This is a genomic window from Kitasatospora sp. NPDC087271 (assembly GCF_044744605.1).
GTDB lineage: Bacteria > Actinomycetota > Actinomycetes > Streptomycetales > Streptomycetaceae > Kitasatospora.
On record NZ_JBIUYQ010000014.1, the window covers coordinates 24454 to 37195 of the forward strand.

Sequence of the window (12742 nt, forward strand, 5' to 3'; positions counted from 1 at the left end):
GTGCTTCTTCCAGGATGCGGCAGCCAGCCTACTAGCTCAGACGTTCGAATATCGACCGTGTCCAGTGGAGTCCACCCGAACGAGTGAGAGCGCCCCTCGGACCCTCCGTACCCGGACCGAAAAAGGCCCTGCTCAGCGGTCGGATTCGGCGATAGCGTCAGCTGGTCAACGAGCGGAGCCCCCCGCGGGCAACGCGCCGTCTCCCACAGAAGGCCGATCCGATGACCGACCCGCAGACCGCCGCCGCGGCCGCCGCGCAGTACCTGGCCCTGGTCGAGGAGAGCACCCGGCACCTGCTGCACACCGTCGCCGAGCTGAAGCCCGAGGCCGTCGCCGAGCCCTCCGCCCTGCCCGGCTGGACCCGCGGTCACGTGCTGGCCCACCTCGCCCGCAACGCCGACTCCCTGGTCAACCTGCTGGACGGCGCCCGCACCGGCACCGACATCCCGCAGTACGCCAGCACCGAGGCCCGCGACCGGCAGATCGAGGAGGGCGCGCCCCGCCCGGTCGACGTCCAGCTCGCCGACCTGCGCGACTCCCGCGAGCGCTTCGCCGCGGCCGCCGCGCTGCTGCCCGCCGAAGCCTGGACGGTCGAGGTCCGCCACCGCACCGGCTACGTCTTCCCCGCCCACGACCTCCCGTGGAAGCGCCTCGCCGAGGTCGAGTACCACCACGTCGACCTGGACGCCGGCCACACCCCCGCGCACTGGCCGGAGGTCTTCGCCGTCACGGAGTTCCACAAGATCGCCAACAAGCTGCACGGCGCCGCCCTGCCCGGCGTCGAGCTCGTCGCCGAGGACACCGGGGACATCGGCCTGATCGGCACCGGCGAGCCCGTCCTCACCGTCCGGGGCCCCCTCCGCTCCCTGCTCGCCTGGCTCTCCGGCCGCTCCGACGGCGCCGGCCTCCGGGCTACCCCCGACACCGCCCTCCCCCAGCTTCCCCCGCTGGGCTGACGGCGCGAAGATGATCCTGAACCCCTTCACCGGACGAGGAGCGGACGGATGACGTACCACGGAGCGGTCAAGGTCGGCGGGCCGCCGGACGTGCGGGAGCTGGCGCACCTGATCATCACCAAGGTGGCCGTCGGCCCGTACGACAACAACGCCTACCTGCTGCGCTGCCGGGCCACCGACGAGCAGCTGCTGATCGACGCGGCCGCCGACGCCCCGGTGCTACTGGAGACCATCGGCGACGAGCTGGCCACCGTGGTCACCACCCACCGGCACCACGACCACTGGGCCGCGCTCGCCGAGGTGGTCGCGGTGACGGGGGCTCGCACCGCCGCCGGCGCGCACGACGCCGAGGGCGTCGACGTGCCCACCGAGCTGCTGCTCGCGGACGGCGACAAGCTGCGGGTCGGCGACGTGGAACTCACCGTCCGGCACCTGGTCGGACACACCCCGGGCGCGATCGTGCTGGTCTACGACGACCCGCAGGGCCACCCGCACGTCTTCACCGGCGACTGCCTCTTCCCCGGCGGCGTCGGCAACACCTGGGGTGACCCGGAGGCCTTCACGAGCCTCTTCCGGGACGTCAACGAGAAGATCTTCGACGTCCTCCCGGACGAGGCCTGGGTCTACCCCGGCCACGGCAACGACACCACCCTCGGCGCCGAGCGCCCGCACCTCACGGAGTGGCGCGAGCGCGGCTGGTGACCTCGGCCTCCGGGCACCGGGCACCGGGCACCGGGCACGACGAGGCCCCCGCGACCCCTTTCGGGTCGCGGGGGCCTCGGCCGTCACGCGGGGGTCAGGCGTCCAGCTTCTGGGCCTCGCGCTCGGCCCGCTCCTGCTTCTTCGAGGCGATCAGGCTGGTCACCGTGGTGACGGCCAGCACGACCACGATGACGCCCAGCGAGAGCGGGATGCCGATCTCCGGCACGTTCGCGCCCGCCTCGTGCGCCGCGTGCAGCACCAGCTTCACGCCGATGAAGCCGAGGATCACCGACAGGCCGTACGACAGGTGGACCAGCTTCTTCAGCAGGCCGCCGATCAGGAAGTACAGCTGGCGCAGGCCCATCAGGGCGAAGGCGTTGGCGGTGAAGACGATGTACGGGTCCTGGGTGAGGCCGAAGATCGCCGGGATGGAGTCCAGCGCGAACAGCACGTCCGTGGTGCCGATCGCCAGCATCACGATCAGCATCGGGGTCATCAGCCGGCGGCCGTTCTCCCGGATGAAGAGCTTGGTGCCGTGGTACGTGTCGGTGGACGGGAAGCGCCGCTCGATCGACTTGAGCAGGCGGTTCTCCTCGAACTCGTCCTCCTCCTCGCCCGCCCGGGCCTCCTTGATCAGCTTCCAGGCGGTCCAGATCAGGAAGGCGCCGAAGATGAAGAACACCCAGGAGAACTGGGTGACCAGCGCCGCGCCGCCGGCGATGAAGACCGCCCGCAGCACCAGCGCGATGATCACACCGAACATCAGCACGCGCTGCTGGTAGATCCTCGGCACCGCGAACTTGCCCATGATCAGGATGAAGACGAACAGGTTGTCGACACTGAGCGACTTCTCGGTGATGTAACCGGCGAAGAACTCACCGGCCGGCTGCGCACCGGAGTGCCACCAGAGGAACCCGCCGAAGATCAGCGCCAGCACGATCCAGACCGCGGTCCAGATCCCGGCCTCCTTGACCGAGACCTCGTGCGGCTTGCGCCCTCCGATGAAGAAGTCCGCCACGATCAGTGCGATCAGCACACCGATCGTGGTGACCCACATGGCTATGGAAACGTCCACTACTGCTCCTCCGGCAGGTAGGCGAGACAGTCATCGTCACTGCCGGAGGTCTCTTCCGCCCGTCGGGCCCGCTCTCGGGGCGTCCGCACGGACCAGCGCCCCGGGGCGCCGCTCGTGGGCGCCCGTGATGACGGGGACAACTGCGGGGGAATACTCCCCTCCGCTGCCATCGAGAGTAACAGGAAGCCCAAAGAAAGGTAAAGAAGGTAAAGAACCGTCAGAGGTGCGGCTCGATCGCCGGCAGCAGGTCCTGGAAGGTCCGCCCCTTGGCCGGCGCGCCGATCGCCTGCATCTCCCAGCCGCCGGCCCCGTCACGGAACACCTTCGCCATGATCTGCCCGGTGTGCGACCCTCCCCCGGCCAGCTCGTACCGGGCCAGTTCCTCGCCCGTGGTCTCGTCCACCAGCCGGCAGTGGGCGCCCCGCACCTCCGCGAAGGTCTGCCCGGTGTACGAGCTCACCGTGAACACCACCTGGGTGATGTGCGCCGGCACGTGCAGCAGGTCCACCAGGATCGCCTCGTCGTCCTCCGTGCCCGAGCCGCCCTCCAGGTTGTCCCCGGTGTGCCGGACCGAACCGTCCGTACTCTCCAGGTGCTGGAAGAACACCACGTCGGACGGGCTCTTCTCGGCGTACAGGAGCGCCGACGCGTCCAGGTCGATCGTCCTGGTGCGGCTGCCGAACAGGCCCCGCTTCGGCGCGGCCTGCCAGCCGAGCCCCATCCGGACCACGGTCAACGCGCCGCCCGGCCCCTTCTGGAGACTGACCCGCTGTCCCTTGGCAAGGTTCACCGACACGGCGTTGTCCTCTCTACCCGGCCACGCGGTCGCTCCCCGCGCGGCGCCACGGTGGAACACCCCGTGCCGTCCCCCGGCTGAGGCCCCCTGTTGCTGTCGCACCACCCCGTCCCGAGGTCGATGCCGCAGGCCAGCCTAGGGCCTGCGGCACCCCGCACCTCCCGGCGGTCGCCGCATTGTGGCAAGGCTGAGACACCGCCGGGCTTGACCGGTGTCACACCGGCCCGGCCCGGCGGTCGCCTCGACCCGCCTCAGACCCCCGTCGGCCCCCTCGGCCCCCGCTCAGGCCACGCCGGCCTCCCTCATCTGGCGCAGCTCCCGCTTCAGCTCCTTCACCTCGTCGCGCAGCCGGGCCGCGACCTCGAACTGGAGGTCGGCGGCGGCCGCGTGCATCCGGTCCGTCATCGACTGGATCAGCTCCGCCAGCTCGGCGGCCGGCAGGCTCTCGCCCTGCTTGCGCTCCATGCCCAGGGCCGGCACCGGGGCCTTGCCCTTCCCGGCGGCCCCGCGGTAGCCGGTGGACAGCAGCTCGTCGGTGTCCACGTCCTCGCGGGCGAGGGTGTCCAGGATGTCGCCGATCTTCTTCCGCAGCGGCTGCGGGTCGATCCCGTGCTCCTTGTTGTACGCCTGCTGCACGACCCGGCGGCGGTTGGTCTCGTCGATCGCCTTCTCCATCGACGGGGTGATCCGGTCCGCGTACATGTGCACCTGGCCCGAGACGTTTCGGGCGGCCCGCCCGATCGTCTGGATCAGCGAGGTGCCGGAGCGCAGGAAGCCCTCCTTGTCCGCGTCCAGGATCGCCACCAGCGACACCTCCGGCAGGTCCAGGCCCTCGCGCAGCAGGTTGATGCCGACCAGCACGTCGTACCTGCCCGCGCGCAGCTCGCGCAGCAGCTCCACCCGGCGCAGGGTGTCCACGTCGCTGTGCAGGTACCGGACCCGGATGTCCAGGCCGAGCATGTAGTCGGTGAGGTCCTCGGCCATCTTCTTGGTCAGCGTGGTCACCAGGACGCGCTCGTCCCGCTCCACCCGCTTGCGGACCTCGTGCACCAGGTCGTCGATCTGGCCCTCGGTCGGCTTGACGATCACCTCCGGGTCGATCAGACCGGTCGGGCGGATGATCTGCTCGACCTGGCCGTCGCCGCGGGACAGCTCGTACGGGCCGGGCGTCGCCGACAGGTACACCGTCTGGTCGATCCGCCCCAGGAACTCCTCCCACTTCAGCGGGCGGTTGTCCATCGCGGAGGGCAGCCGGAAGCCGTGCTCCACCAGGGTGCGCTTGCGCGAGGCGTCGCCCTCGTACATCGCGCCGATCTGCGGGACCGTGACGTGCGACTCGTCGATGACCAGGAGGAAGTCCTCCGGGAAGTAGTCGAGCAGGGTGTTCGGCGGGGAGCCGGGCTCGCGGCCGTCGAAGTGCATCGAGTAGTTCTCGACGCCCGAGCAGGTGCCGATCTGGCGCAGCATCTCGATGTCGTAGGTGGTGCGCATGCGCAGCCGCTGGGCCTCCAGCAGCTTGCCCTGCTTCTCCTGCCGGGCGAGCGTCTCCTCCAGTTCCTTCTCGATGCCGGTGATCGCCCGCTCCATGCGCTCCGGGCCGGCCACGTAGTGCGAGGCGGGGAAGACGTACACCGACTCGTCCTGGCTGATGATCTCGCCGGTGAGCGGGTGCAGGGTGTACAGCGCCTCGATCTCGTCGCCGAACATCTCGATCCGGACGGCCAGCTCCTCGTAGACCGGGAAGATCTCGATGGTGTCGCCGCGGACCCGGAAGGTGCCCCGGGTGAACGCCACGTCGTTGCGGGCGTACTGGATGTCCACGAAGCGGCGCAGCAGGACGTCCCGGTCGATCTCCTCGCCGACCTTGAGCGGGACCATCCGGTCCACGTACTCCTGCGGGGTGCCGAGGCCGTAGATGCAGGACACCGACGCGACCACGATCACGTCCCGCCTGGTCAGCAGCGAGTTGGTCGCCGAGTGCCGCAGCCGCTCGACCTCCTCGTTGATCGAGGAGTCCTTCTCGATGTAGGTGTCCGTCTGCGGGACGTACGCCTCGGGCTGGTAGTAGTCGTAGTACGAGACGAAGTACTCGACCGCGTTGTTCGGCAGCAGCTCGCGGAACTCGTTCGCCAGCTGGGCGGCCAGCGTCTTGTTCGGCGCCATCACCAGGGTGGGCCGCTGCAGCCGCTCGATCATCCAGGCCGTGGTGGCCGACTTCCCGGTACCGGTGGCACCGAGCAGGACGACGTCCTTCTCCCCGCCCTTGATCCGCCGCTCCAGCTCGGCGATCGCCGCCGGCTGGTCCCCGTTCGGCTGGAAGGGACTGACGACCTCGAAGGGCGCCACTGACCGCTCAATACTCGTGATGGGTCGCACGAGTCCACCGTACGGCCCACCGCCGACAAGCGGTGCGGCTCCCTCAGGCCGCGTGCCCCTCGAACCTCATGGCCGGCTCGCGGGCCGGGTCGACGCGGACGACCGAGTCGGAGGCGGCGGCGAGGCGTTCGACCAGCGGCAGGGTCGGATCGACGCCGCTCTCCTCGATGCTCTCGACCGTCGCCTCGTCCAGCCCGGACCGCTCCGCGAGTTCGGCGAGCGTCCAGCCGAGAGCGGAGCGGCGGGCGTACACGGCCTCGGCCGGCGCCATCCGCCGCCCGGCCGCCCGGTACTGCTCGCTCTCCCGATGCTCCGGCGGCACGGCCCACCGCGCGTGACAACCGCTGCTCACCGCTGCTCCTCCCGGTCGTAGACGTCGTGGTCGGCGGCGGGCAGATGCTCGGCCTCACGCTCTGCTCCGCTGGGCCCTGTCCGGCTGATCTTGCCGGACAGGGCCAGGGAGCAACGCCCGGCGGGGCGGGGGGCACGGGTTCAGGTCTTCGCGCTGTCGCGGGCGAGGGCTACCAGCCGGGAGATGGCGCGGAGGTACTTCTTGCGGTAGCCGCCGCGGAGCATGTCGTCGGGGAAGACCTGGTCGAAGGGGAGGCCGGAGGCGGTGATGGGGAGCTCGCGGTCGTACATGCGGTCGGCGAGGACGACCAGGCGCAGGGCGGTGGACTGGTCGTCGACCTGGCGGACGCCGCGCAGGCAGACGGCGGTGACGTCGTCGAGCAGCGCGCCGTAGCGGCTGGGGTGGACGGCGGAGAGGTGGGCGAGGAGGGTGTCGAAGTCGTCCAGGGAGGCGCCGGGGGTCCGGGCGGCGACGGCGTCGACGGCCGCGTCGGGGTAGGGCGGCGGGGCGTCCGGGAGGCCGCGGTGGCGGTAGTCCTGGCCGTCGATCCGCATCGGGCGGAAGTGCGCGGACAGGCCCTGGATCTCGCGCAGGAAGTCGGCGGCGGCGAAGCGGCCCTCGCCGAGCTTCTCCGGCAGGGTGTTCGAGGTGGCGCAGAGCTTGACGCCGTTGTCGACGAGGCGGCCGAGCAGCGTGGAGACGAGGACGGTGTCGCCCGGGTCGTCGAGCTCGAACTCGTCGATGCACAGCAGCGTGTGACCGGAGAGGGTCCGGACGGCCTGCTGGAAGCCGAGCGCACCGACCAGGTTGGTCAGCTCGACGAAGGTGCCGAAGGCCTTGGGGCCGGGGGCGGCGTGCCAGAGCGAGGCGAGCAGGTGGGTCTTGCCGACGCCGTAGCCGCCGTCGAGGTACACGCCGGCCGGGCCGGTGGGCGCCGGGGCGGAGCGGCGGAACCAGCTGCGCTTGGGTGCGGAACCGTTTCCCCCGCCGAGGGTGGTGGCGAACTGCTCCAGGACCTGGACGGCCTCGTACTGGCTGGGCTGGTTCGGGTCCGGGATGTACGTCCCGAAGCTCACGTCGGAGAACCGGGGCGGCGGGACCATCTCGGCGACCAGCCGCTCGGCGGGCACGACGGGGCGGCGGTCGGCGAGCGCGATCGGGGAGCCGGCCGCGCTCGCGGCGGCTATGGACTCGGTCGCGGTGTCGGGGCGGGGGGCTGCTGGCACGTTAGTAGAGGGTACGCCTGGTCCCAGGCCCCCCGGGACGGCGGCCGGTGGAAGACTGAGGGCATGCAACAGTTGATCAGCCCGCTGGGCGAGCCGGTCGTGGACCCGGCCTCGCTGGAGTCGCTCGCCGCCGTCTACGCGTACCCCGACCAGGTGAATCGGGGGCGGCCCTGGCTGCGCGCCAACATGGTGGCCGGTCTGGACGGCGGGGCGAGGCTGGAGGGCCTCTCGGAGGGCCTGTCCGGGGACGCCGACAAGCGGATCTTCGGTGTGCTGCGCGCGCTGTCGGACGTGGTGCTGGTGGGCGCGGAGACGGTCCGCGCGGAGGGCTACCGGCCGGCCCGGGCCCGGGCCGAGTTCGCGGCGGCGCGGGCGGCGGCCGGGCAGGCCCCGGCTCCGGCGATCGCGATCGTGAGCCGCTCGCTGACCCTGGACCTGACCGCGCCGCTGTTCACCGCCCCGCTGGTCAGAACGGTGGTGATCACCACCGCGGACGCGCCCGAGGAGCGCCGCCGGGCGGTCGCCGAGGTGGCCGACCTGGTGCTCGCCGGGGAGGGGTCGGTGGACCTGCGGGCGGGCGTGTCGGCGCTGGCGGAGCGGGGCTGGACGCGGTTGCTGAGCGAGGGCGGCCCGCGGCTGCTGGGGCAGCTGGCGGCGGCGGGTCTGCTGGACGAGTTGTGCCTGTCGCTGGCTCCGTTGATCACGGGCGGCGACGCGCCGCGCATCATCCGCGATGCGGAAATGCCTGACGTGCAGCGGATGCGGCTGGTCTCATTGATCGAGCAGAAAGGATTCCTCTTCACCCGCTACATGCGTCCGCCGACCCCGTGACCGACGGGTCGTGATCCCGTTAATGCGATGCCGGGGCCCGGGGGCCGGCCACTGGAAGGGACTCACGTGTTCAAGACGGTACTGATGATCGAAAAGGCTCTCTCCGACGCGGACGTGGAACTCGTCACCACGCTCCACAGCGACGAGAAGGTCTCCTTCGTCGTCCTGATGCAGCCGCGCGGCAAGCAGGACGAGCTGCTGCGGGCGCTGGACGACGTGGCGCTCGGCCACCTCGACAAGGTGGTGCACGAGCACGACGAGTCCGAGTCCGGGCCGACCGTGGCCTCCGAGTCGCTCGAACACAGCCTGCGCCACCTGCGCGCGGCCGGGGCCGAGGCGGTCGGCGAGCTGGTCGAGGAGAAGCCGCTGGACCGGCTGCGGGCGGCGGTCGAGGAGCACCGCGCGGACGAGGTGGTGGTGCTCACCTCACCGCACTTCGTGGAGGAGTTCTTCCACCGCGACTGGGCCTCCCAGGCCCGGCACAAGGTGGGGGTCCCGGTGCTGCGGCTGTTCGCCAGCGACTCCTAGGGATCCCGGCCGGTGGTGCAGAATCGTCCTTGCGGTCCGCCCGCGAGGACGATTCCCCATCCCGTCCGCCCGACCATTCCGCCCCCGCCCTACGGAGCCCCGCCTTGAACGACGCCGCGCACGACCTGCACGCCCCGCACTTCATCGGCATCGGCGGCGCCGGGATGTCCGGCCTGGCGAAGATCCTCGCGGTGCGCGGCGCCAGCGTCTCCGGCAGCGACTCCAAGGAGTCCGAGACCGTCCTCGCGCTGCGCGCCCTCGGCGCGACCGTGCACGTCGGCCACGCCGCCGAGCACGTGCCGGACGGCACCAGCAGCGTGGTGGTCTCCAGCGCGATCCGCGCCGACAACCCGGAGCTGGCCGCCGCCCACGAGCGCGGCATCCCGGTGGTGCACCGCTCCGACGCGCTGGCCGCCCTGATGGGCGGCCGCCGGGCGCTGGCGGTGGCCGGCACCCACGGCAAGACCACCACCACCAGCATGCTCGCCGTCGCCCTCGGCGAACTGGGCCTGGACCCGTCCTACGCGATCGGCGGCGACCTCGACACGCCCGGCTCCAACGCCCACCACGGCGCCGGCGAGATCTTCGTCGCCGAGGCCGACGAGAGCGACCGCAGCTTCCACAAGTACGCGCCCGAGGTGGCGATCGTGCTCAACGTGGAGCTGGACCACCACGCCAACTACGCCTCGATCGAGGAGATCTACGAGTCCTTCGAGACCTTCGTCGGCCGGATCACCCCCGGCGGCACCCTGGTGGTCTCCGCCGACCACGACGGCGCCCGCGAACTGACCGCCCGGGTGGCCGGCCGCGAGGGCCTCACCGTGGTGACCGTCGGCGCCGCCGAGGACGCCGACGTCCGGGTCCGCTCGGTGGTCGCCCGCGGCATGACCAGCGAGGTCACCGTCGAGCTGGACGGCGCCGAGCTGTCCTTCACCGTCTCGGTGCCCGGCCGGCACTACGCGCACAACGCGGTCGCCGCGCTGGCCGCCGGCGTCGCGCTGGGCGTCCCGGCCGCCGACCTGGCCAAGGCCCTGGGCGCCTACACCGGCGTGCGGCGCCGCCTCCAGCTCAAGGGCGAGGCCGGCGGCGTCCAGGTGATCGACTCCTACGCCCACCACCCCACCGAGATGACCGCCGACCTGGAGGCGATCCGGGAGGGCCTGGAGGGCGAGGGCCGGGTGCTGGTGGTCTTCCAGCCGCACCTGTTCAGCCGCACCCAGCAGCTCTCCGAGGAGATGGGCCGGGCCCTGGCGCTGGCCGACGCCTCGGTGGTGCTGGACATCTACCCGGCCCGCGAGGACCCGATCCCCGGCGTGACCAGCGAGCTGATCATCGACGCCGCCCACCGGGCCGGTGCCGACGTCACCGCCGAGCACTCCTTCGCCGCCGCCCCCGCCGTGCTGGCCGGCCTGGCCCGCCCCGGCGACCTGCTGCTCACCATGGGCGCCGGCGACGTCACCAACCTGGGCCCCGCCATCCTGGACGAGATCCGGGGAAGCGTGCAGCACCTCTCGAACGTTGCCTCCAACGTCTGACGTACCCCGACCGGGAGCCGTGATGAGCTACGAGATCGAGAAGACCGAGGCCGAGTGGCGGGACGAGCTGAGCCCCGAGGAGTACCACGTGCTCCGCGAGGCCGGCACCGAGCGCCCGTTCACCGGTGAGTACACCGACACCAAGACCGTCGGCGTCTACGGCTGCCGGGCCTGCGGCGCGGAGCTGTTCAGCTCCGAGACCAAGTTCGACAGCCACTGCGGCTGGCCGTCGTACTACGCGCCGCTGGCCGGGGACCGGGTCCAGTACATCGAGGACACCACGCTCGGCATGCGCCGGGTCGAGGTGCGCTGCGCCCGCTGCGGCGGGCACCTGGGCCACGTCTTCGAGGGCGAGGGCTACGGCACGCCGACCGACCAGCGGTACTGCATCAACAGCGTCTCGCTGACGCTGAAGCCGGCCGAGTAGGGCCGGCCGGTCGCGCCGCGAGGGCCCGGGTTTCCGTGCGGACGGACACCCGGGCCCTCGTGCGTCCCGGGCCGTCGGGGCTCAGGCCGTCGGGGCGAAGCGGACCGGGAGGTGGACCAGGGCCCGGTGGAACGGGCCGGGGCGCCAGAGCAGGTCCTCGGCCGGGGTGGCCAGTTCCAGGTCGCTGAGCCGGCTGGTCAGCTGCTCGATCGCGGTGATCGCGATCAGCAGCGCCGGGTCGCGGGCCGGGCAGCCGTGCGGGCCGGCCGCCCAGGCCAGGTGGGCGCTCTCGCCGCTGCGCAGCTCGGTGCCGTCGGTGGGCGGCGCGGCCTGCGAGTTGGCGGCCGCGTAGGAGACCAGCACCAGCGCGCCGGCCGGGATCTCCCGACCGTGGAAGGTGATGTCGTAGCGCGGGTAGTGGGCGGAGAGGTTGGCCAGCGGCGGCTCGTGCCAGAGCACCTCGTCGATCGCCTGGTAGGCGGTCATCGCGCCGCCGATGAGGGAGCCGGCGTAGCGGGCGTCGGTGAGCAGGCGCAGCAGGGCGTTGCCGATCAGGTTGGTGGTCGGCTCGTGCCCGGCGATCATGGTGAGGGTGATCTGCCGGATCACCTCGTCGTCCTCCAGCCCGGCCGGGTGGGTGACGAACCAGGAGGTGAGGTCGTGCCGGGGCCGCTCGCGCCGCTCGGCGACCATGGCGGTGACCACCGCGACGAGGTCCCCGTACGCGACGACGGCCTTCTCGGTGGACTCGATCATCCCGGCGATCCCGGCGACCAGCCGGGCGCTGTGCTCCTCGGGCACGCCGAACCAGGTGGTGAGGACGAAGGCCGGCAGCTGGCGGGCGTACTCGGCGATCAGGTCGGCGGTGCCGGCCGCCTCGAAGCGGTCGACCAGTTGGTGGGCGACCTCGGCGACCCGGCGCTGGAGCCGGTGCGGTTCGAGCAGGGCGAGGCCGTCGGTGATCACCGCGCGGTAGCGCGCGTGCACCTCGCCGTCGCTGAACAGGGCGGTCGGGCGGTAGCCGAGCACCGGCAGCAGCGGGTTGTCGGGGGCGACGGTGCGCTGCCAGGCGCGGGAGTCCTTGGAGAAGGTGTCGGTGTCGCGCAGCAGGTCCAGGGCGGCCTGGTAGTCGGTGACCAGCAGGGCCTCGACGCCGGGCGCGATCTCCACCGGGGCGACCGCTCCGTAGCGGCGCAGCCGGTCGTAGACCAGCTGCGGGTCGGCGGCGAAGACCGGGCCGTAGATGGGGGTCGGGCGGGTGTCGGTGGTCACGGGCGCTCCTCGGCGGCGGAGGCGGCAGGGGCGGTCGCTGCCGGGACGGCGGGCTCGGTGACGTCCGCCGGGGCGGCGAGGTCGGCGGCGTCCGCGAGGGCGACGGGGGCGGCGGGCAGGCCGTCGAGGACGTGCTCGGCCAGCGCGATCAGCGCGTCCAGGCTGGCCCCGCGCTCGCGGGCGTCGCAGAGCAGCAGCGGGGTGGTGGGGTGCAGGTCCAGGTGGGCGCGCAGCACCTCGATCGAGTGGACCGGCGCGTCCGGGAAGCAGTTGACGGCGACGGCGTAGGGCAGGCCCTGCTCCTCGACCATGTCCATGATCTCGAAGGAGTCGGCGAGCCGGCGGGTGTCGGCGAGCACCAGCGCGCCGAGGGCGCCGCGGGCGATGTCCTGCCAGAGCGGGAAGAAGCGGCGCTGGCCGGGGGTGCCGAACATGTAGAGCACGAGGTTGCCGGGCAGGGTGAGCCGGCCGAAGTCGACGGCGACCGTGGTGGTGGCCTTCTCGGGCAGGCCCGCCAGGTCGTCCACCGGCCGTCCGGTCTCGGTCATCGCCTCCTCGGTGTGCAGGGTGGCGATCTCGGAGAGGGTGCGGATGAGCGTCGTCTTGCCGACCCCGAACGGGCCGGCCACCACCAGCTTCATCAGCGTCTGGTCCCGGTCGGGCAGG

The 12742-nt window shown here is 72.0% G+C and carries 13 protein-coding genes; 6 read left to right on the forward strand and 7 right to left on the reverse strand.

Features of this window, described 5'->3' with window-relative positions; translation table 11 throughout:
• The first annotated feature begins 221 nt into the window (after positions 1-221).
• Both ACIO9K_RS23020 and ACIO9K_RS23025 read left to right on the forward strand, forming a co-directional pair.
• Complete coding sequence (locus ACIO9K_RS23020; RefSeq protein ID WP_400332528.1) at positions 222-956, forward strand: maleylpyruvate isomerase family mycothiol-dependent enzyme; 735 nt, start codon at positions 222-224, stop codon at positions 954-956.
• A 48-nt stretch (positions 957-1004) separates the two neighbouring features.
• Entirely contained in the window at positions 1005-1658 is a 654-nt protein-coding gene (locus ACIO9K_RS23025; protein ID WP_363618722.1) for an MBL fold metallo-hydrolase, read from the forward strand.
• A gap of 94 nt (positions 1659-1752) precedes the next feature.
• Here the strand turns inward: ACIO9K_RS23025 and ACIO9K_RS23030 are convergent, their stop codons facing one another.
• The 5 genes from ACIO9K_RS23030 to zapE form a co-directional block, all read right to left on the reverse strand.
• Positions 1753-2733, reverse strand: a complete 981-nt coding sequence (locus ACIO9K_RS23030; protein ID WP_363580424.1) for a TerC family protein — start codon at positions 2731-2733, stop codon at positions 1753-1755.
• Between the two features lie 217 nt (positions 2734-2950).
• Positions 2951-3529, reverse strand: a complete 579-nt coding sequence (locus tag ACIO9K_RS23035; RefSeq protein ID WP_400332532.1) for a TerD family protein — start codon at positions 3527-3529, stop codon at positions 2951-2953.
• A 282-nt stretch (positions 3530-3811) separates the two neighbouring features.
• Positions 3812-5905 (reverse strand): excinuclease ABC subunit UvrB, encoded by a 2094-nt coding sequence (gene uvrB, locus ACIO9K_RS23040; protein WP_363618724.1) that lies wholly within the window; start codon positions 5903-5905, stop codon positions 3812-3814.
• 43 nt (positions 5906-5948) lie between these two features.
• On the reverse strand, positions 5949-6257 hold the full coding sequence (locus ACIO9K_RS23045; protein ID WP_400332535.1) for a helix-turn-helix domain-containing protein: 309 nt from the start codon (positions 6255-6257) through the stop codon (positions 5949-5951).
• A gap of 140 nt (positions 6258-6397) precedes the next feature.
• Positions 6398-7444, reverse strand: coding sequence for a cell division protein ZapE (gene zapE, locus ACIO9K_RS23050; protein WP_350885869.1), 1047 nt, complete (start codon positions 7442-7444; stop codon positions 6398-6400).
• A gap of 102 nt (positions 7445-7546) precedes the next feature.
• Between zapE and ACIO9K_RS23055 the strand changes: the two genes are divergently transcribed.
• The 4 genes from ACIO9K_RS23055 (at position 7547) to msrB (ending at position 10804) form a co-directional block, all read left to right on the forward strand.
• Complete coding sequence (locus ACIO9K_RS23055) at positions 7547-8314, forward strand: pyrimidine reductase family protein (RefSeq protein ID WP_363618730.1); 768 nt, start codon at positions 7547-7549, stop codon at positions 8312-8314.
• 66 nt (positions 8315-8380) lie between these two features.
• Positions 8381-8842 (forward strand): indole-3-glycerol phosphate synthase, encoded by a 462-nt coding sequence (locus ACIO9K_RS23060; RefSeq protein ID WP_350885822.1) that lies wholly within the window; start codon positions 8381-8383, stop codon positions 8840-8842.
• Between the two features lie 104 nt (positions 8843-8946).
• Positions 8947-10377 (forward strand): UDP-N-acetylmuramate--L-alanine ligase, encoded by a 1431-nt coding sequence (gene murC / locus ACIO9K_RS23065; protein ID WP_400332540.1) that lies wholly within the window; start codon positions 8947-8949, stop codon positions 10375-10377.
• Between the two features lie 22 nt (positions 10378-10399).
• Positions 10400-10804 carry a peptide-methionine (R)-S-oxide reductase MsrB gene (msrB, locus tag ACIO9K_RS23070; protein ID WP_063349491.1) on the forward strand — a complete coding sequence of 135 codons (405 nt, stop codon included), beginning with the start codon at positions 10400-10402 and terminating at the stop codon, positions 10802-10804.
• Between the two features lie 81 nt (positions 10805-10885).
• Here the strand turns inward: msrB and ACIO9K_RS23075 are convergent, their stop codons facing one another.
• Both ACIO9K_RS23075 and ACIO9K_RS23080 read right to left on the reverse strand, forming a co-directional pair.
• Positions 10886-12076, reverse strand: coding sequence for a cytochrome P450 (locus ACIO9K_RS23075; RefSeq protein ID WP_400332544.1), 1191 nt, complete (start codon positions 12074-12076; stop codon positions 10886-10888).
• Positions 12073-12717: an ATP/GTP-binding protein gene (locus ACIO9K_RS23080; RefSeq protein WP_363618845.1), complete on the reverse strand. Its 645-nt coding sequence runs from the start codon at positions 12715-12717 to the stop codon at positions 12073-12075. Before ACIO9K_RS23080 ends, ACIO9K_RS23075 begins: the two co-directional genes overlap by 4 nt.
• Positions 12718-12742: the final 25 nt, after the last annotated feature.

What these genes read in the sequence shown, in the direction of transcription:
- ACIO9K_RS23020 (WP_400332528.1), top strand. Translation starts at nt 222, where the DNA reads ATGACCGACCCGCAGACCGCCGCCGCGGCCGCCGCGCAGTACCTGGCC.
- ACIO9K_RS23025 (WP_363618722.1), top strand. Translation starts at nt 1,005, where the DNA reads ATGACGTACCACGGAGCGGTCAAGGTCGGCGGGCCGCCGGACGTGCGG.
- ACIO9K_RS23055 (WP_363618730.1), top strand. Translation starts at nt 7,547, where the DNA reads ATGCAACAGTTGATCAGCCCGCTGGGCGAGCCGGTCGTGGACCCGGCC.
- msrB (WP_063349491.1), top strand. Translation starts at nt 10,400, where the DNA reads ATGAGCTACGAGATCGAGAAGACCGAGGCCGAGTGGCGGGACGAGCTG.
- ACIO9K_RS23080 (WP_363618845.1), bottom strand. Translation starts at nt 12,717, where the DNA reads ATGAAGCTGGTGGTGGCCGGCCCGTTCGGGGTCGGCAAGACGACGCTC.